This window comes from Nocardia sp. XZ_19_385 (genome assembly GCF_015355755.1).
GTDB lineage: Bacteria > Actinomycetota > Actinomycetes > Mycobacteriales > Mycobacteriaceae > Nocardia.
The window spans coordinates 1,760,290-1,779,344 of sequence record NZ_JACVEE010000001.1 but is presented as its reverse complement, the minus strand read 5'-3'; the positions used below and the strand labels follow the sequence as shown (position 1 = coordinate 1,779,344).

Sequence of the window (19,055 nt, the reverse complement as noted above, 5' to 3'; positions counted from 1 at the left end):
AGGACGGTTCCGATGAAGTCGACCACCGCACAAGCCCTCGTCTCCTGGCTGATCGCGCAGCGCTCGGAAACGCTCGACGGTCGCGAAGTCCCTTTGTTCCCAGCGGTTTTCGCGATCTTCGGGCACGGCAACGTCCTCGGTCTAGGCACCGCCCTGCAGGAGCGCCGGGACGAAATCCCCACTTGGCGCGGGCACACCGAGCAAGGCATGGCACTGGCCGCGGTCGGCTACGCCAAAGCCACACAGCGCCGCCAGGTAGGTGTCGCGACCTCCTCCATCGGCCCCGGCGCCCTGAACATGATCACCGCGGCCGGAGTGGCGCACGCCAATCGCCTTCCGCTGCTGCTGCTTCCAGGTGACACCTTCACCGGCCGCGCGCCCGACCCCGTCCTGCAACAGGTCGAGCATTTCCACGACGCCACCGCCACCGTCAACGACGCGTTCCGTGCCGTCAGCCGCTACTTCGACCGGATCACCCGTCCCGAACAGCTCATCGCCACCCTGCCGCAGGTGGCCCGCGTCCTCACCGACCCGGCCGACGCGGGACCGGTCACCCTGGCGCTTCCGCAGGATGTCCAAGCCGAGATCTTCGACTTTCCCGACGCCCTGTTCGAACCGGTGCTGCATCGAATCCCGCGCCCCCGCCCCGATATTCGCGTTCTCGCCGAGGCCGCGGCTATCATCCGCGCCGCCCAGCGGCCGTTGATCGTCCTCGGCGGCGGTGTCCGCTATTCGGGCGCCGCATCCCAGATCCTGGAGTTCGCTGAGCACCACGGCATTCCGGTCACCGAGACCACCGCGGGCCGCACCCTCGTCGTGCACGATCATCCGCTGCACGCGGGCCCGCTCGGCATCACCGGTTCGGAATCGGCGAATACCCTTGCCGCCGAGGCGGATCTGGTCCTGGCCATCGGGACCCGCCTGCAGGATTTCACCACCGCCTCCTGGACCGTCTTCGCCCCCGACGTCCGCCTCGTCACCATCAACACGGCCCGCTTCGACGCCATCAAACACGGCGCCCTGGCCATCGTGGGCGACGCCCAGGCCGCGATCGGCGACCTCGCCGGGCATGTGCAGCGAGATTGGCGCGTGGCCGAATCCTGGACCGAGCGCGCCGCCGCCCTGCGCGGCGCCTGGGACGCCCGCATCGACAAACTCCGCGCCCCCACCACCGGCGCCCCCAGCTACGCCCAGGTCGTCGGTGTCGTCAACGACCTCAGCGCGCCCGCCGACTACGTCATGACCGCCTCCGGCGGCCTCCCCGGCGAGCTCATCGGCGGCTGGCGCGCTCACGGCGGGACCCCGGCCATGGACGTCGAGTACGGCTTCTCCTGCATGGGTTATGAACTGGCCGGCGCGTGGGGCGCGGCGATGGCGCACACCCCCGGCCTGGTGACCACCCTGCTCGGCGACGGCTCCTATCTGATGGCCAATTCCGAGCTCTTCTCCGCCGCGTTCGCGGGCCACCCGTTCGTCGCCGTTGTGTGTGATAACGACGGCTATGCGGTCATCGCCCGCCTGCAAGAGGGGCAGGGCGGAGTTTCGTTCAATAATTTCTATGCCGATTGCCGCACGACCCTGCCGCAACCACCGCGCGTGCATTTCGCCGCGCACGCCCGAGCTCTCGGTTGCGAGGTCTATACCGCCACTGACCTGGACGAATTCCGGACTGCCTATGCGCAGGCCCGGGCCGCGGCGCGCGAGCACTCCCGGCCTGCCGTCGTGGTGGTCGGCACCCAGCCCGCAACCTGGACCGAATCCGGCGCCTGGTGGGAAGTCGGTGTGCCGCAACACCTTTCCGGTCGCGCCGAGTATGAGCCCGGCAAGCGTGCGCAGCTCCGCTACCTCGACCCGCGAGGGTGAAATTTTCACAGCTGCGCCAATGGCTTCCCCACGCAGTATTTCCGGATGGAAATGGCCGCTGAGCGGGGGAAATGCCCGGTGCGAGTCGCCCGCCACACCCCGTGGGCGGCGTCGTTTGCCTCACATCGAGGGCAACTTTCTGTGGCCGAATTCGTCGGATCATGGCATCGTTGATGATCGAGACCAGGGCATTCCGTTTGCCAGAATCTGGCTCGTCAACAAGAAGGTATGAAATGGCTCAGGGTGTAGTTAAGTGGTTCAACAGCGAGAAGGGCTTCGGCTTCATCGCACAAGACGGCGGCGGCCCCGACGTCTTCGTTCATTACTCGGCCGTTAGCGGCGCGGGTTTCCGGTCCCTCGACGAGGGTCAGCGCGTGGAGTTCGAGATCGGCCAGGGCCAGAAGGGCCCGCAGGCGCAGGACGTCCGCGTTCTCTGATCTCGCGATCTAAGCTTCGATACAGCCCCCGCACCGTGCACGGTGCGGGGGCTGTATCGCGTTCGGGGGCAGCTCCGGCCCGTTCTAGGATGGTCTGGTGGCGCAGGGCACGGTGAAGTGGTTCGACACGAAGAAGGGTTTCGGGTTCATCGCCGAAGACGGCGGCGGTCCCGACGTCTTCGTCGACTATCTGGAACTCGACGGTTCCGGCTTCCGAAACCTCACCGAGGGGCAGCGCGTCGAGTTCGAGATCCGGCCTGCCAAGGCCGGTCCGGAAGCCGTCGGCGTCCGCGTTATCGACTGAGCACCGCTTGCGGGTAGCCCCGGGGCCGCAGGCGCAGTGTTCGATCGGCCACATCTTTCGGCGCTCGCCTGACGTGGCGCGGTGATCAACAGAAGGCGCGTCGGGTGTCCGATATGTCAGTTATGCGTACGGGTTCGCATGTCCGATTGCGCCGGTTCGTCTGAATGTTCCGGTCATTGGATGCGGACGTGGATTGCCATCAGGTCCGGGTTCCGGCGGTCGCGTCATCGACGCATAACGTGAGTATCACGGGTGCATCACTACGAATTATCCAATAGCGCGCTAGAGCGCTCTGGACCGTCGGTAACGGCGCTAGGGATTCGACTTTCAAATCGTCTACCTGCAATTCTTAGACGGCTGCCAGAGTTCTCACAGGGGATCGCAAAGGGCTCGCGAGCTGGTCATCTGTCCAGCCCGTAGGCGTCCCATTTCCCCAGGTAAAGCCCCTGATTCTAGGGTCATCCAACCTGGCGTGCCGTGTGCCAGGTCACTTCTTTGGTTCGATTGTGTCCTACGTCACTAATCCTTGGAATTCCGTAACCGCATTCATCCGGACCCCGATGTGCCATGTGCAAGCCAGTTCGCTGGAAACATTCCGACCGAAGAGGTATTCAAATGATCCCCGTTATCATCGACACCGGTTCCGCTGCTCTCGACGGCCTGTTCAACACCTTTGGTGCTGCCCTTTCCGGCATCTTCAAGACCCTGTGGACCGGCTCCTTCGGCGGCTGAGTCGAATATCCGATCGAATAATTCGATCGAACCCGCGCCGCCCGATCGGCGCGAAATGTGGGAAGGCCTCACGCCGGCTGGCGCGGGGCCTTCCGCCGTGTCCGGGCCCGTCCGCGCGGTGCCACACTGACGGCGGGTGCCTACCGGGGGGTAAGGGGACCCAAAATCGATCCCACTAAGCTGGGCGGCGGTAAATGCCGACCCCATTCCCCAGGAGTACTCCATCGTGAGCCAAGCAGGCCGTCCCGTTGTCCTGATCGCCGACAAGCTCGCCCAGTCGACCGTCGACGCGCTCGGTGATGGAGTCGAGGTTCGTTGGGTCGACGGTCCCGACCGCCCGGCGCTACTCGCCGCGGTCCCGGATGCCGACGCACTACTCGTGCGCTCCGCGACCACCGTCGACGCCGAGGTGCTCGAAGCCGGTAAGAACCTGAAGATCGTCGCCCGCGCCGGCGTCGGCCTCGACAATGTCGACGTGCCCGCGGCCACCGAGCGCGGCGTCATGGTCGTCAACGCCCCGACCTCCAACATCCACACCGCCGCCGAGCACGCCGTCACGCTGCTGCTCGCCGCCGCTCGCCAGATTCCCGCCGCCGACGCCACCCTGCGTGAGCACACCTGGCAGCGCAGCAAGTTCAACGGTGTCGAGATCTTCGGCAAGACCGTCGGCGTCATCGGCCTGGGCCGCATCGGCCAGCTCTTCGCCCAGCGCCTGGCCGCCTTCGAGACCAAGCTCATCGCGTACGACCCCTACACCTCCCCGGCTCGCGCCGCGCAGCTCGGCATCGAGCTGGTCACCCTGGACGAGGTGCTCGAGCGCGCCGACTTCATCTCCATCCACCTGCCGAAGACGCCCGAGACCAAGGGCATGATCAATGCCGAGACGATCGCCAAGACCAAGAAGGGCGTCATCATCGTCAACGCCGCCCGCGGCGGGCTGATCGACGAGCAGGCGCTCGCCGACGCCATCACCTCGGGCCATGTGCGCGCCGCCGGTCTGGACGTGTTCGAAACCGAACCGTGCACCGACAGCCCGCTGTTCAACCTGCCGCAGGTCGTCGTGACCCCGCACCTGGGTGCGTCCACCTCGGAGGCGCAGGACCGCGCGGGCACCGATGTCGCCAAGTCCGTGCAGCTCGCCCTCGCCGGTGAGTTCGTGCCGGGCGCGGTCAACGTCACCGGCGGTTCGGTCACCGACGATGTCGCGCCGTGGCTGGAGATCGTGCGCAAGCAGGGCGCGCTGCTCGGCGCCATCGCCGACGAGCTGCCGGTCAGCCTGGAGGTTCAGGTGCGCGGCGAGCTCGCCGCCAACGACGTTGCGGTGCTGGAGCTTTCGGCGCTGCGCGGTGTCTTCTCCGCCCTCATCGAAGATGCGGTCACCTTCGTCAACGCGCCCTCGCTGGCCAAGGATCGCGGCCTCGAGGCCTCGGTCACCACGCACACCGAGAGCCCGACCCACCGCAGCCTGGTCGACCTGCGCGCCGTGTTCGGCGACGGCCGCACCCTGAACGTGGCCGGCACCCTGACCGAGCCGCAGCAGGTGCAGAAGATCGTCAACATCAACGGCCGCAACTACGACATGCGCGCCGAGGGCCTGAACCTGGCCGTCCTCAACTACGAGGACAAGCCGGGCGCGCTGGGCAAGATCGGCACCAAGCTCGGCGAAGCCGGTGTCGACATCCTGGCCGCGCAGCTGAGCCAGGACGTGGACCAGGAAGGCGCGACGGTTGTCCTGCGCGTCAACCAGGATGTGGCCGCTGACGTGCTGTCCGCGATCGCCGAGTCAGTCGGCGCGGCGAAGGTCGTGCTGGTCGACCTGGCCTGAGCCAGCCCGACTGAAAGTCTTTGACTCCGAGTCCCTTCCACTGTCGGTGGGAGGGACTCGGCGTATTCGTCAGCGTGTGTTGCGTTCCCGAGCCTCGGCCCCCGGCGCTCCATCAGGCCTGCCGATCTCACTGTGTGAGAGAGGTTTGCCCTGGTGGCAGGGGTATCCGAGGCGCCAGATATCGTGGCTGGTGTTCACGGGCGCACGCGGAATTATCTAAAAGAACCCGAATGGAGCATTGGTTTCATGAAGCTTGCTGTCATCCCTGGTGACGGAATCGGTCCCGAGGTCATCGCCGAGGCGCTCAAGGTGCTCGACGTGGTGCTGCCCGGTGTCGAGAAGACCGAATACGACCTGGGTGCCAAGCGCTACCACGCGACCGGCGAGATCCTGCCGGAGAACGTGCTCCCCGAGCTCAAGCAGCACGACGCGATTCTGCTCGGCGCGATCGGCGACCCGTCCGTGCCCAGCGGTGTCCTGGAGCGCGGCCTGCTGCTGCGCACCCGTTTCGCGCTGGACCATCACGTGAACCTGCGCCCCTCCAAGCTGTTCGCCGGTGTCACCAGCCCGCTGGCCGGTAACCCCGAGATCGATTTCGTGGTCGTCCGCGAAGGCACCGAAGGCCCCTACACCGGCACCGGCGGCGCCATCCGCGTCGAGACTCCGCACGAGGTCGCCACCGAGGTCAGCACCAACACCCGGTTCGGGATCGAGCGCGTCGTCCGCTACGCCTTCAACGTCGCGCAGTCCCGCCGCAAGCACCTCACCCTGGTGCACAAGAACAACGTCCTCACCTTCGCCGGCTCGCTGTGGCAGCGCACCGTCGACGAGGTCGCCACCGAATTCCCCGATGTCGCAACGGCTTACCAGCACATCGACGCCGCCACCATCCACATGGTGAACGACCCGGGCCGCTTCGACGTGATCGTCACGGACAATCTTTTCGGCGACATCATCACCGACCTCGCCGCCGCCGTCTCCGGTGGCATCGGCCTGGCCGCCTCCGGCAACATCGACGCCTCCGGCACCAACCCCTCCATGTTCGAGCCGGTCCACGGCAGCGCCCCCGACATCGCGGGCCAGTCCAAGGCCGACCCCACCGCCGCCATCCTCTCGGTCTCGCTCCTGCTCAACCACCTGGGCCACACCGAGGCCGCGGCCCGCATCGAGTCCGCCGTCGCCAAGGACCTCGCGTCCCGCACCGGCGCCGCCTCCACCGTCGAGATCGGCGACCGCATCGCCGCCGCCGTCTGAACCTGAGCTATAGCGACAGGCCCCGACCACCCGGTCGGGGCCTTTGTCTTGCGCGTGGCCGTGCTTGGGTTCGACGGATCAGCAATGGGGCCAACCGCTTTTGAAGGTAGCGCCGTGATCGGATTGCTGAATGTAGGTGATGGCGGCGCTCTCTGGCTTATGCGCAGTGAGTTGTTATGCAGTGAGCGGAGGTGGGGTCCGGACCACTTACTTCGCATCCGGTGCGGGCGGGCGTGGCGCATCCTGTGGCGGGGTGGGCTTGTCGCTCTGCGGATGGGGGTGCGTCCGCCAAGACATATCCGGGTGCGAAGAGTGGGGCGTCGGATGTGGTGGGGGAGTTTGCCATTCATAGCCGGAGGGGCCATCGAAGTGAGGGCTCTCCGGGGGCGGAGGCCATCCAGTGCCCGGCGGGGGTGGCCACGGTGCGCCCGGTGGCGGCGGTGGCGGCGGCCACGGTGCGCCGGGCGGCGGTGGTGGTCCCCAATGTGGCTGCTGGGTACGGAGATCCGGGCCTTGGTGTTGTGGCGTCGGTCCTGCATAGGACTGCTGGGCAGGAGAATTCGATTCGGGGTGTGGTGGCGTCGTGCCCCAGTGCGGCTGCTGGCCGGGGGTATCCGAGTCGAAGTGTGGTGGCGTTGTTGCCCAATGCGGCTGCTGAGCGTGGGACTCCGAGCCCGGGTGCGGCGTTCCTGGATGGGGCTGTTGGGCGCAGGAATCCGAGCGCGGGTGCGATGGTGTCATTCCCTGGTGTGGCTGCCTGGCAGGGGAATCCGTGTCTAGAGATGGCGCGGCCGGATCCCAACGCGGCTGCTGGGCAAGGGGATTCGCGTCCAGAGGAGGAGGCGCTGGTGGGCTGGGCGGTCGATGTGGTTGCGGTGCAGAGGGATCGGCGTCCGGAGTTGGGTGTGACGGGTGGCCGGTCGGTGGGTGGGGTGTGGCCGCTTGGTCGAAGGGACCGCAGGGCGGTGGGGTAGGCGGCGCAGGTGGGTTGGGTGGGATGCCGGTCGGGTCGTTGGGTTCGGTGGACATTTGTATCTCCCTGTGCTGGAAGGAAGTTCAGAATGGGCGGCCTGGGCCGGGCGGCATTCCTGGGGCTGGTGGGTGGACCGGGCCCGGTGGCATACCGGGGCGGCCCGGGGTCGGCGGCGGTGGCGGGGTGCGGAAGTTGGGGGCGGCCGGTGGGCCGGGTGGGAAGGGGGGCATCGGGGGGTGCGGGAGTGGGCCGAGTGGGGGCATCGGGCCGCTGAAGCGCTGGAAAGCGGCTTGGCGGGAGGTGCCGAGGAGGTCGCCGAGTTCGGCCCAGGTGTGGCCTTCCTCGCGGGCTTGGCGGGCGAGGGTGTGCAGGATGTCGTCGACCAGGCGGCTCAGGTTGCGGGTTGCGGTGAGGGCGGCCAGGACTGGGACCTTCGGGTCGCCCTCGGCGGGGCGGAGGACTTCGACGACCAGGTCGGCGTTGGCGGACAACAACATTCCGAGGGTCGCCCGTTCGTCCTGGGGGTCGGGGCGCTTTTCTTCGGTCATATGTAAAGGCTGCCTTGACGTGAGCCGCTTGTCAAGACTGGCTTTACATGCGCGTGAAAATGGCCGGGTGGTTACCCGGCCATTCGGTGTTGTCGGTGCTCAGGCGATCGAACCGGCAAGCGCCGCAGGGAAATCGAAACTCTGTGCGGTGCCGGCCCAGGCGATGTAGCCGTCGGGCCGGACCAGCATCGGCTGCTGGTCCGGGTCGGCGGGGGTCACGACCTGGACCCGGTCGGCATGGCCGTCGAGCGCGATCGGTGTGTTCGTCACCAGCGCCAGCTTTCCGTCGCGCAGTGCCGCGTACAGCCGGTCGGCCGTGCCGGTGAGGCCGATATCGGCGGCGCGGGTGCCGACGAGGCGGTCCGCACCGTGTGGGCGGGGATAGGTGAAACCGATGCCGGAGATCGACCCGGCCGCCTTGTGTGCGATCGGCGAGAGCGACAATGCGCCGCCCGCAACGGTATTGCGCACCAGCTGGCCGACCTTCGATTCCAGCATGGCCGCGCGGATGATGGCGCCGCTGGTGCGCACAACCTCCTTGCCGACCGGGTGTCGCTCGGCATGGTAGGTGTCGAGCAGGCCCTCCGGCGCCCAACCCTGCACCGCCGCAGCGAGTTTCCAGCCCAGATTCGCGGCGTCTTGCAGTCCGGTGTTCATGCCCTGCCCGCCCGCGGGCGAATGTACATGCGCCGCATCGCCGGCCAGGAACACCCGGCCCACCCGGTAGGTGGTCACCTGCCGCTCATCGCTGTGGAACCGGGAGAGCCACCGCGGGTCGTGCATGCCGAAATCGGTGCCGAGTGCCCGGTGCGTCACCTCGCGCAGTTCTTCGAAGTCCACCGGTTCGGTATCGGCCACCTGATTGCGCCGATTCCAGGCGAAGATCCGGTACCAGCCGTCACCGAAGGGCGCGACAAAAGCGAACGCGTCGCCAACCCCGTTGGCCGCCAGCACGTCCTGCGGCGGTGCGGCCAACCGGACATCGGCCAGCATGATGGACTTCAGCACCGACTTACCCGGGAACGGCAGCTGCAATGTCTCGCGTACCTTGCTGTGGTAGCCGTCCGCACCGACCAAGTACCGCGCGTTTACCTGTGCGATCGAATCCTCGTGCCGCACATCTGCTTCCACCCCTGACGCGGTCTCGGCGAAGGTGACCAGCTCGGCGCCCGGAATCAGATTCGCGCCGAGTTCGATCGCCCGCTTGCGCAGGACGTCCTCGACATGGGTCTGCGGAGTGATCAATAGATACGCGAAGCGGCTGTCGAGCAGTTCGCCCAACTTCACCTCGGCGTGCTCGAACAGGCGCAGGGTGTCGACGGTGGCGCCGCCTTCGAGCACCTGCTCCGCGATGCCGCGGGCGTCGAACTGCTCGAGGGTCCGCGCGTGCACGCCGAATGCCCGGGTGAGGTCGGATCCGTGGGCGCGCCGCTCGATCAGCGTGACCGCCACGCCCGCGCGGGCGAGGTCACCTGCGAGCAGCAGTCCGGTGGGTCCGCCGCCGACGATCAGAACATCGGTCTGTTCGGGAATCATCATGCCCTCCAAGCTCTTCTACCTGCCAACGTTTGTTGGCCAACGCTTGTAGGCAAGAGTATGCCCACATGCGTCGGGGAGTCAACAGTTGTTGGCCAACACTTGTTGGCTAAGGGCTTGCGGGAGATCAGGGCAGGTGGTCGAAGGGATAGCGGTCGGCGAGGCGGGTGCGGTCGTGGTACCCGAAGTTGACCACCAAATCGTCGGCGACCTGCAGGATCACATCGCGGCCTTCGATGTCGGTGACCCAGTCCATGGGGAGGGCGGCCAGGCCGTGGATGGCGCCGAGCAGGTTGCCGGCGACCGCGCCGGTGGAGTCGGAGTCGCCGGAATGGTTCACTGAAAGCAGCAGGGCGGCACGGACATCCTTGGTTTCCTCGGCTTGCAGAGCGCAATAGACGGCGATGGCGAGGCATTCCTCGGCGATCCAGCCCGCTCCCACCTGCTCCACCCCTTCCGCGGCGGGTTCGGTCGAATCGGCCAGGCCGATAGCGGATTCCAGTGCGGCGATGGTTTCCTCGCTGGACGGGAACTGGCTCAGTTGAGTGATGCTCTGCCGCAGTGCGGTTCGCAGGTCCAGGCCGCCGAGGATACGGTCGAGCAGGGCGGCGAAGGCGCCGGCGGCCAGGTAGCCGGTGGGATGGCCGTGGGTGAGCTGGGCGGCGCGGGCCGATGCGTTGAACGCGATATCGGATCCGTATCCGGCCAGGCCGAACGGCGCCGAACGCATCACCGTGCCACAGCCTTTGGAGTTGGTGTTGACCTTGCCTGGTTTACCCAGCGGCACCGGTGTCTCATAGCCCTTCTGCTGCTGACGCAGGCCCCCCCATGCAGGCATTGCCCGGGGCGCGTACGTCGTACAGGAACTGCTGGGTGGCGAGCCAGCCGTCGGGCGTGGGGCCGGGGCCGGGGTGGTATTGCGTGTCCAGCCACCGCAGATAGGCCCGGCGCAGCGACGGTATCGGGTCGGCGCCTGCGGGACAGCGCAGCAGGCCCTCGGCGGTGAACAGCGTCATCTGGGTGTCGTCGGTGATCCGATGCGGTACAGGACGTCCCGGCAGGAAACCGGTGACACCCGCGGGCCCGTACTCCGAGCGGATCTGAGCCAGTGATTGGAACTCGATCGGCCAGCCGAGCGCATCCCCCACAGCCCCGCCCAGCAGCGCGCCCCGAATCTTATCGACGATCTGTGCGTACTCCTCCACCTGGATGATCCTGTCAGGTAACAGAATTCCCGGCCAGCGGTTCCCGGCCGGCCGGGAGATCCTTCGCCGCGCTCAGGAGGGCGGCGGGTCCTTCGGCACCAGCGGCACGGCGGCGGCGGCGAGGACTGCCGCGGCAATGTAGGCCGCCGGAAACCCGGTGGCGGTGATCAGCGCGCCGAAAACCGGTGGGACGGCCGCGATCACCAGGTTCTGGCCGGTGTTCTGAATGCCCAGCCCACGCCCGCTCCAGTAGGGCCCGGCGATCTCGGCCACGGCGGTGAACGCCAACCCGTTGTCGGACACCGTGATCACGGAAGCGGCGACCAGCAGCGGAATCGCGGCCCACCACCAGTGCGTCCACGCCGTGAATCCCAATGCGGCCATGGAGATGACGGCCGCGATCGCCACCGTCCGCAGCGGCCCCATCCGGCTGCCGACCCGATCCGACCAAGCGCCCGCGCCGATGCGCCCGAACGCACCCAGGACCTGGGTGAACGTCACCAGCAAACCGGCCGCCGCCAGCGACCAGCCCAGATCGCGGTGCAGCCACAGCAGCGCGAAGGTCCACACCGTGGCCTGCGGAACCACCAGCAGCACCGACACCGCGTGAATCCGCCACAGCGTCCTATCGCCGCGATAGGGATTGGCGCGCAACGTCGGATCGGCCTCGGAGATCTTCGGCCGCGGCGGGTCGACAATCCCCGCCAGACATCCGAGCGCCGCCACCCCCGCCATCGCCGCAGGCACCAGAACAGCTGCCGCCACGCCGTATTCGGCCGCCACCCACGGAATCGTCAACGCACCGACGCCGACCCCCAGCGGCTGCGCTGTCTGCCGGATACCCATGGCCAGCCCGCGCCGATGCGGCGGAAACCAGCCGACAATGACCCGCCCACTGGCCCCATTGGTACTGGCCGCACCTATGCCACCGACGAACAACAGTGCGCCGAGGGCGATGTCGTTGTGCGTCATCGCCGCCGCGATACCCGCGACGAACATCAGCAGCGGCCCGCCGATCAGTACTTTGCGCTCACCGATCCGGTCGACCACATAACCCCACACGATCAGGGTGCACACCAGCCCAACGGTGGGCATGGCCACCAACAGCCCGGCGGTCGGCAACGACATACCCCGCGCCGTCAACGCGGGCAGCAGAAAGGGCACCCCATGAATGAAGACCGAACTCGAGGCCTGCGCGAAAACACCGAGCCCGAGCATGGACCACCGTCGAACCTCACGGATCTCCGTCACGGTAGCCATCGGCCTCACCTCGATCTCATTATATGGAACTCAAGTCCCACTCTATGAACAACTGATCGATACGCTACACCCCGGGTGACCGGATCCGTTCCCACGCCCAACTGTCACCCTTCTCACACCGCTGGGCCCGGTCCCCGCCGACCAACCGGTCGCTGTGCCCGCCGCCCGCAGCGGGGAAAGGCTTCACCTCAACCGCTTTCACGCCTGCCCGGAAAATCTGTGCGTGACCTCAGGGCGAACGCCGAGCGCAGCCAGGCAAGCCCGAAGCAGCGCGGCACCGGGGAAGCGAAGCGCCCCCGGTGCCCCTCCGGAACCCGCTGATCAGGACGAAAGCCGAGCGACAGCGAGGCTTCGTCCTGGTCAGCCCCACCCCCTCGATAGACTGCGGGATATGCGCCTAGGTCGAGTTGCAAGTCCCGATGGGGTCGCGTTCGTCAGCATCGACGGACAAGGAAGCGACGCCACTGCGAAGGAAATCGCGGAACACCCGTTCGGTACCCCCACCTTCACCGGACGGAGCTGGCCGCTGGCCGACGTCCGCCTGCTGGCGCCGATCCTGGCCAGCAAGGTGATCTGCGTCGGCAAGAATTACGCCGCGCACGCCGCGGAAATGGGCGGGCCCGCGCCCGAGGAGCCGGTCATCTTCATGAAGCCGAGCACCGCCATCGTCGGCCCGAACGCCCCGATCATCCTGCCGCCCAGTTCTTCTCAGGTCGACTACGAGGGCGAGCTGGCCGTCGTCATCGGCCGCCCGTGCAAGGACGTGCCCGCCGCCCGCGCCAAGGATGTGATCCTGGGCTACACCGTCGCCAACGATGTGACCGCCCGCGATCAGCAGCGCAAGGACGGTCAGTGGACGCGCGGCAAGGGCTACGACACCTTCTGCCCGATCGGGCCGTGGATCGAAACATCTTTGGACGCAACGGATGTCGAGATCGTCACCGAACTGGACGGTGAGGTCAAACAGCGCAGCCGGACATCGCTTCTGCTGCATGACATTCCGAAACTCATCGAATGGGTATCCACTGTGATGACCCTGCTGCCGGGCGATCTCATCCTGACCGGCACCCCGGAGGGCGTCGGCCCCATGAAAGACGGCCAGCAAGTCTCCGTCACCATCGAGGGCCTCGGAACCCTCACCAATCCTGTTGCCACCAAGCGCTGATCGCGAAAGAGAGCCATGACTGACGTACGGGTCCGCTTCTGCCCGTCCCCGACCGGAACGCCGCACGTCGGCCTGATCCGGACGGCACTGTTCAACTGGGCCTACGCCCGCCACAACGGTGGCAAATTCGTCTTCCGCATCGAAGACACCGACGCCGCACGCGATTCCGAGGAGTCGTACCAGTCGCTGCTGGACGCGCTGCGCTGGCTCGGCCTCACCTGGGACGAGGGTCCGGAGGTCGGCGGCCCGTACGAGCCGTACCGGCAGTCGCAGCGGCGTGATCTTCATCTCGATGTGGTGCGCAAGCTGATCGAGGCCGGCGAGGCCTACGAATCCTTCTCCACCCCAGAGGAAGTCGAGGCGCGGCACAAAGCGGCCGGCCGCGACCCGAAGCTCGGTTACGACAACGCCGACCGGTTCCTCACGCCCGAGGAGATCCAGGCGTTCCGGGATGCCGGTCGCCCGGCGGTGATTCGGCTCCGCATGCCCGACGCCGACCTGACGTGGCACGACCTGGTGCGCGGCGAGACGACGTTCAAGGCGGGCACCGTCCCGGACTTCGCGCTCACCCGCGGCAACGGTGATCCGCTCTACACACTGGTGAACCCGGTGGACGACGCGCTGATGAAGATCACCCACGTGCTGCGCGGCGAGGATTTGCTGTCTTCGACCCCACGTCAGCTCGCCCTTTACGGCGCACTGCAGCGCATCGGCGTGGCCGAGTTCACCCCCGAGTTCGGCCATCTGCCGTTCGTGATGGGCGCCGGGAACAAGAAGCTCTCCAAGCGCGATCCGGAGTCGAATCTGTTCGCCCACCGCGATCGCGGATTCATCCCCGAGGGTTTGCTGAATTACCTCGCGCTACTCGGCTGGGGTATCTCCGACGATCACGACCTGTTCTCTATGGCCGAGATGGTCGAGGCATTCGATATTTCGAAGGTCAATTCCAATCCGGCGCGTTTCGATCAGAAGAAGGCGGACGCACTCAACGCCGAGCACATCCGATTGCTGGAGCCCGGGGATTTCGCGCGCCGACTGCGTGAGTTCCTCACCGCACAGGGCCATATCGGCGCCGACGTCGACGAGAAGACCTTCGCCGCCGCCGCCGAGCTGGTGCAAACCCGCATCGTCGTACTGGGTGATGCGTGGGAACTGCTGCGATTCCTGTTCGTTTCGCCGGCGGAATTCGCTATCGACCCGGCGGCGGGCGCAAAGAATCTCGGCGCCGACGCGGTACCGGTATTGGACGCCGCCATTGCCGCGCTGCAGCCGCTGACCGAATGGACCACCCCGGCTATCGAGGAAGCGCTGAAAACCGCGCTCATCGAGGATTTGGGGCTGAAACCGCGCAAGGCCTTCGCGCCGGTGCGAGTCGGGGTGACGGGTTCGCACATCAGCCCGCCGCTGTACGAGTCGATGGAGCTGCTGGGCCGGGGCGCCACCCTGGACCGGCTGCGCGCGGCCCGGGACTGGACCCCAACGGCGTAATTTCGCCAAAAATAGGGCTTTGACCAGGCGATTTGTAGTTTACCGGGAGAGGTTTGGTACTCTTCTCCTCGTTCGGAACACGGCCTCACAGTCACCCAGACGGTGGGGTCAAACGTTCTGGTCATTGGGGTATGGTGTAATTGGCAACACAGCTGATTCTGGTTCAGCCATTCTAGGTTCGAGTCCTGGTACCCCAGCTGGAGAATGTTGATCCTCTCGGTTCGCTACCGAAAGTTGTTCAGCATCCGGCGATTTGGTCGCCGAGCTTCGGTCAGCTAAGCTAACCGAGCTTCCTCAGAGCGAAAGCTCAAAGCGGATGATCCACGAGGGAAACCTCGGGAGATCAGTCCTGGCCCCGTCGTCTAGCGGCCTAGGACGCCGCCCTCTCAAGGCGGTAGCGCGGGTTCGAATCCCGTCGGGGCTACACAAGATGGAAGGCGAGTGCTCGCAAAGAGCGCTCGCCTTTTCTTGTTTCGCATATCTTTTGGGGGCGGAGCCCCCAAACCCCGCCCGGAGGGCTTCGCCCCCGGACCCCCTCCCCGGTTCGCGGATCGCCGCTCGGTTGGGGCGCATTGGTTGTCGGATCATGGATTGTGGGCGGGCCTCTTCAGAGCTGAAAAAGGCCCTCGCAGCGTTGCTGGGAGGGCCTTCTTTGGTGTCTTGCTTATCCGCTCTTGCGGCGGAATTCGCGCTTGTGGCTGGCGTTGCTGTGGGCTCCGGAGGCCTTCGAGCGGCCATCCAGATGGTCGTTCGACTGCGCTTGCTGGGACTTCTTGCGGTCCAGCGCCTCGCGGAACTTGCGCTTCACCTCTTCGGCACTGGTATCCGAACTAGCCGAACTATCCGAATCCGTCATCGCCTGCTCCTCCTCGTCGACCTCTATCGAACTACAGAACGCTATACCCGCCCCACCACCGATGTCATTCCGGTCAGTCGAGGGGGTCGGCGGTGGTGCCGCCGCGGGGGAGGGCGGGGAGGCCGAGTTTGCGGTGGTCCCAGGAGCGGGAGCGGTGGGGGGTGATGCGGACGGCTACGCGCTTGTGCAGCATCTGGTCGACGAAGGGGCGCATTTCCTCGGAGTAGGGGCCGGTGTAGCGCTCCCAGACGCTGACGCCTACCGCGAACAGCTTGTCGGGGTCGTCGATGATCTCGGCGGTGCCTTCGAAGGAGACGCCGCGCAGCTGGTCGTAGGTGTCACCGGCTTCGATCATCACGGTGACGCGGGGGTCGCGGCGCAGGTTGACTGCTTTTTGCGACTTGGCCTTGGTCTCGAACCAGATTTCGCCGTCGATCAGGGCGTACCACATGGCGGTGAGGTGTGGTGTGCCGTGCGCGCTGATGGTGGCCAGTGTCGCGACCCGGCTGCGCTGCAGGAACTCGGCGATCTCGGTCTCGGACATGGTGATTTGTGCCCGTTGATTCACTCCCATGGGCCCACTGTAAAGCCCACGGCCTAGAACGTGTTACAGACGCTTGTGCAAAGCCTCGGCGGCGGCGACGAGATCGGCGGCCCAGCGGGCGCCGGGGCGGCGGCCCATGCGGTCGATGGGTCCGGATACCGAGACGGCCGCGACGATGGTGCCGGCGCTGTCGCGCACGGGGGCGGAGACGCTCGCCACGCCGGCCGCGCGCTCGGCCGCGCTCTGTGCCCAGCCGCGCTTGCGCACCTCGGCCAGGGCGCGCTCGCCGAAGACGGCGTCGGCCAGGATGGTGCGCTGCAACTCGGGATCGGCCCAGGCGAGCAGCACCTTGGCGGCGGAGCCGGCGGTGAGCGGGAGGCGGGCGCCGACGGGCACTGTGTCGCGCAGGCCGACGGGCGGCTCCATCGAGGCGATGCAGACCCGGGAATGGCCGTCGCGCACGTAGATCTGCACGCTCTCGCCGGTGATCTCGCGCAGGCGCGGCAGAATGGCCGCCGCTGCCTCCTGGAGCGGATCGGAGGCGCCCGCGGCCAGCTCGGCCAGGGCTGGGCCCGGACGCCAGAGTCCGTTGCTGTCACGGGCCAGCAAGCGGTGCACCTCGAGCCCGACCGCGAGCCGGTGCGCGGTGGCGCGGGGGAGGCCGGTGCGGGTGCAGAGCTCGTTGAGACCACACGGATGTTCGGCGACGGCGTAGAGCACCGCCACTGCTTTGTCGAGAACGCCGATGCCGCTATGCTGTCTCATAGAACGATATTAGCGTCTCGGATGTTGAGATGGTCAACCCTGGGGGTGATCAAACGGCTCCGGTGTCGCGGTTATCCAAACTCTTGGCAGCCGCCAGCCCGCGTAATCAGCCCAGATCGTGGGAATGACGGCAGCACGTCGGAAAGGTGATCGAACATGGCCGACCGCCCACGCACACTGGCCGAAAAGGTGTGGGAGCAGCACGTCGTCGCACACGGTGACGGCGAAGGCGCCGCGCGCGAACCCGATTTGATCTACATCGATCTGCATCTGGTGCACGAGGTGACCAGCCCGCAGGCCTTCGACGGCCTGCGCGCCGCCGGACGCCCGGTGCGCCGGCCCGATCTCACCATCGCCACCGAGGACCACAACGTCCCCACCATCGATATCGACAAGCCGATCGCGGACCCGATTTCGCGCACCCAGGTGGAAACGCTGCGGCGCAATTGCGCGGAATTCGGTGTGCGGTTGCACCCGATGGGCGATCTCGATCAGGGCATCGTGCACGTGGTCGGCCCGCAGCTGGGCCTGACCCAGCCGGGTATGACCGTGGTCTGCGGCGACAGCCACACCTCCACCCACGGCGCGTTCGGCGCGCTGGCCATGGGTATCGGCACCTCCGAGGTGGAGCATGTGCTTGCCACCCAGACGCTCTCGCTGCGCCCGTTCAAGACCATGGCGATCACCGTGGACGGCGAATTGCAGCCCGGCGTCACGAGCAAGGACCTGATCCTGGCCGTCATCGCCAAGATCGGCACCGGCGGCGGCCAGGGTTATGTGCTGGAGTACCGCGGCGCGGCCATTCGCGCCATGTCGATGGAAGCCCGAATGACGATCTGCAACATGTCGATCGAAGCGGGCGCGCGGGCCGGCATGATCGCGCCGGACGAAATCACCTACGAATTCCTGAAGGGTCGCCCACACGCCCCGCAGGGTGATGACTGGGATGCCGCTGTGACCGCGTGGAAGTCGCTCGCGACCGATGACGGCGCGGTTTTCGATCATGAGGTGCACATCGACGCGAACGCGTTGACCCCCTTCGTCACCTGGGGTACGAACCCCGGTCAGGGTGCACCGCTGGGCACCGCGGTGCCGAATCCGGCCGACATTGCCGACGAGTCGGCGCGCGACGCCGCGGAGAAAGCTCTGCGGTACATGGATTTGGAGCCCGGTACTCCGCTTCGGGACGTCGCGGTGGACACCGTATTCGTGGGTTCGTGCACCAACGGGCGCATCGAGGATTTGCGCGCGGTGGCCAGCATTTTGGAGGGCCGCAAGGTCGCCGACGGCGTCCGAATGCTTGTCGTACCGGGGTCGATGCGGGTGCGCGCGCAGGCGGAAAAAGAAGGACTGGGCGAGATTTTCACGGCCGCGGGCGCGGAATGGCGGCAGGCCGGCTGCTCGATGTGCTTGGGAATGAACCCCGATCAGCTCGATCCGGGTCAGCGCTGTGCTTCCACGTCCAACCGCAACTTCGAGGGCCGGCAGGGCAAAGGTGGCCGTACGCACCTGGTTTCCCCGCTCGTAGCGGCCGCGACGGCGGTCCGCGGAACTCTGTCCTCGCCTGCGGATCTGGCCTGACCGGGCGCGAAACCCTACTCAATCAGGAGAATCTCATGGAAGCCTTCACCGTCCACAAGGGCACCGGGGTGCCGCTGCGCCGGTCGAATGTCGATACCGATCAGATCATCCCGGCCGTGTACCTGAAGCGCGTGACCCGCACCGGATTCGAGGACGGGCTGTTCGCAGCATGGCGATCGGATCCCGACTTCATTCTCAACACTGAGCCTTACAAACACGGCAGCGTGCTGGTCGCTGGTCCGGATTTCGGTACCGGTTCCTCACGTGAGCACGCCGTGTGGGCCCTGTCGGACTACGGCTTTCGGGTCGTGATCTCGTCGCGCTTCGCGGACATCTTCCGCGGCAATGCCGGTAAGGGCGGCGTTCTGGCCGCGCAGATGTCACAGAATGATGTCGAAATGCTCTGGAAGTTGATCGAGGAACAGCCCGGCCTCGAATTGGTTGTAGACCTCCAATCCCGCACCGTAACGGCCGGAACGGTCGTGTTGCCGTTCGATATTGATGACTACACGCGCTGGCGTCTGCTCGAAGGCTTGGACGACATCGGGCTGACGCTACGGCGTAGCGAGGTCATCACCGAGTTCGAAAAGGCAAGGCCGGCTTGGAAGCCCGTCACGCTCCCGGCACGTATTTCGCAGGCGTAATCACACCGGACCGATAGCTGGGTACCACGGGAGAGGGTAGCTAGACGTGTGCTAAACCACGATGAATTTTGGCGT

The 19,055-nt window shown here is 66.5% G+C and carries 17 protein-coding genes and 2 tRNA genes; 11 read left to right on the top strand and 8 right to left on the bottom strand.

Annotated elements, in window-relative coordinates; translation table 11 throughout:
• Positions 1 to 12 precede the first annotated feature (12 nt).
• The 5 genes from iolD (at position 13) to IBX22_RS08355 (ending at position 6,415) form a co-directional block, all read left to right on the top strand.
• Positions 13 to 1,863 (top strand): 3D-(3,5/4)-trihydroxycyclohexane-1,2-dione acylhydrolase (decyclizing), encoded by a 1,851-nt coding sequence (iolD, locus tag IBX22_RS08375; protein WP_194814735.1) that lies wholly within the window; start codon positions 13 to 15, stop codon positions 1,861 to 1,863.
• A 233-nt stretch (positions 1,864 to 2,096) separates the two neighbouring features.
• Positions 2,097 to 2,300 carry a cold-shock protein gene (locus tag IBX22_RS08370; protein ID WP_194814734.1) on the top strand — a complete coding sequence of 68 codons (204 nt, stop codon included), beginning with the start codon at positions 2,097 to 2,099 and terminating at the stop codon, positions 2,298 to 2,300.
• A 97-nt stretch (positions 2,301 to 2,397) separates the two neighbouring features.
• Entirely contained in the window at positions 2,398 to 2,604 is a 207-nt protein-coding gene (locus IBX22_RS08365; protein WP_194814733.1) for a cold-shock protein, read from the top strand.
• A gap of 958 nt (positions 2,605 to 3,562) precedes the next feature.
• Positions 3,563 to 5,161: a phosphoglycerate dehydrogenase gene (gene serA / locus IBX22_RS08360; RefSeq protein ID WP_194814732.1), complete on the top strand. Its 1,599-nt coding sequence runs from the start codon at positions 3,563 to 3,565 to the stop codon at positions 5,159 to 5,161.
• A gap of 246 nt (positions 5,162 to 5,407) precedes the next feature.
• Complete coding sequence (locus IBX22_RS08355) at positions 5,408 to 6,415, top strand: 3-isopropylmalate dehydrogenase (RefSeq protein WP_194814731.1); 1,008 nt, start codon at positions 5,408 to 5,410, stop codon at positions 6,413 to 6,415.
• A 1,056-nt stretch (positions 6,416 to 7,471) separates the two neighbouring features.
• On the opposite strand, the gene IBX22_RS08350 is transcribed toward IBX22_RS08355, so the two are convergent.
• The 5 genes from IBX22_RS08350 to IBX22_RS08335 all read right to left on the bottom strand — a co-directional run bounded on the left by IBX22_RS08350 (position 7,472) and on the right by IBX22_RS08335 (position 11,937).
• Positions 7,472 to 7,936 (bottom strand): hypothetical protein, encoded by a 465-nt coding sequence (locus IBX22_RS08350; protein ID WP_194814730.1) that lies wholly within the window; start codon positions 7,934 to 7,936, stop codon positions 7,472 to 7,474.
• A 99-nt stretch (positions 7,937 to 8,035) separates the two neighbouring features.
• A complete protein-coding gene (locus tag IBX22_RS08345) occupies positions 8,036 to 9,475 on the bottom strand; it encodes an FAD-dependent monooxygenase (protein ID WP_228538253.1) in 1,440 nt (479 codons plus the stop codon).
• A gap of 124 nt (positions 9,476 to 9,599) precedes the next feature.
• Positions 9,600 to 10,310: an ADP-ribosylglycohydrolase family protein gene (locus IBX22_RS08340; protein ID WP_255526419.1), complete on the bottom strand. Its 711-nt coding sequence runs from the start codon at positions 10,308 to 10,310 to the stop codon at positions 9,600 to 9,602.
• Positions 10,267 to 10,677, bottom strand: coding sequence for an ADP-ribosylglycohydrolase family protein (locus IBX22_RS37905; protein ID WP_309234487.1), 411 nt, complete (start codon positions 10,675 to 10,677; stop codon positions 10,267 to 10,269). The genes IBX22_RS08340 and IBX22_RS37905 overlap by 44 nt, the downstream gene beginning before the upstream one ends.
• 72 nt (positions 10,678 to 10,749) lie before the next feature.
• Positions 10,750 to 11,937, bottom strand: a complete 1,188-nt coding sequence (locus IBX22_RS08335; protein WP_194814729.1) for an MFS transporter — start codon at positions 11,935 to 11,937, stop codon at positions 10,750 to 10,752.
• Between the two features lie 391 nt (positions 11,938 to 12,328).
• On the opposite strand from IBX22_RS08335, the gene IBX22_RS08330 reads away from it, so the two are divergent.
• From IBX22_RS08330 to IBX22_RS08315, 4 genes are all read left to right on the top strand, one after another.
• Positions 12,329 to 13,102, top strand: coding sequence for a fumarylacetoacetate hydrolase family protein (locus tag IBX22_RS08330; protein WP_194814728.1), 774 nt, complete (start codon positions 12,329 to 12,331; stop codon positions 13,100 to 13,102).
• A 15-nt stretch (positions 13,103 to 13,117) separates the two neighbouring features.
• The gene (gene gltX, locus IBX22_RS08325; RefSeq protein ID WP_194814727.1) at positions 13,118 to 14,590 is read left to right on the top strand and encodes a glutamate--tRNA ligase; all 1,473 of its coding nucleotides are present in this window, start codon (positions 13,118 to 13,120) and stop codon (positions 14,588 to 14,590) included.
• A gap of 125 nt (positions 14,591 to 14,715) precedes the next feature.
• Positions 14,716 to 14,787 (top strand) — tRNA-Gln (locus IBX22_RS08320).
• Between the two features lie 154 nt (positions 14,788 to 14,941).
• Positions 14,942 to 15,014, top strand: a tRNA-Glu gene (locus IBX22_RS08315).
• A gap of 240 nt (positions 15,015 to 15,254) precedes the next feature.
• On the opposite strand, the gene IBX22_RS08310 is transcribed toward IBX22_RS08315, so the two are convergent.
• From IBX22_RS08310 to IBX22_RS08300, 3 genes are all read right to left on the bottom strand, one after another.
• Complete coding sequence (locus IBX22_RS08310) at positions 15,255 to 15,446, bottom strand: DUF5302 domain-containing protein (RefSeq protein ID WP_194814726.1); 192 nt, start codon at positions 15,444 to 15,446, stop codon at positions 15,255 to 15,257.
• A 73-nt stretch (positions 15,447 to 15,519) separates the two neighbouring features.
• Positions 15,520 to 16,020 (bottom strand): PPOX class F420-dependent oxidoreductase, encoded by a 501-nt coding sequence (locus tag IBX22_RS08305; protein ID WP_194814725.1) that lies wholly within the window; start codon positions 16,018 to 16,020, stop codon positions 15,520 to 15,522.
• 33 nt (positions 16,021 to 16,053) lie between these two features.
• Positions 16,054 to 16,755 carry an IclR family transcriptional regulator gene (locus IBX22_RS08300; protein ID WP_194814724.1) on the bottom strand — a complete coding sequence of 234 codons (702 nt, stop codon included), beginning with the start codon at positions 16,753 to 16,755 and terminating at the stop codon, positions 16,054 to 16,056.
• A 156-nt stretch (positions 16,756 to 16,911) separates the two neighbouring features.
• Between IBX22_RS08300 and leuC the strand changes: the two genes are divergently transcribed.
• Positions 16,912 to 18,336: a 3-isopropylmalate dehydratase large subunit gene (leuC, locus tag IBX22_RS08295; RefSeq protein WP_194814723.1), complete on the top strand. Its 1,425-nt coding sequence runs from the start codon at positions 16,912 to 16,914 to the stop codon at positions 18,334 to 18,336.
• A gap of 35 nt (positions 18,337 to 18,371) precedes the next feature.
• Positions 18,372 to 18,980: a 3-isopropylmalate dehydratase small subunit gene (gene leuD, locus IBX22_RS08290; RefSeq protein ID WP_194814722.1), complete on the top strand. Its 609-nt coding sequence runs from the start codon at positions 18,372 to 18,374 to the stop codon at positions 18,978 to 18,980.
• Positions 18,981 to 19,055 lie beyond the last annotated feature (75 nt).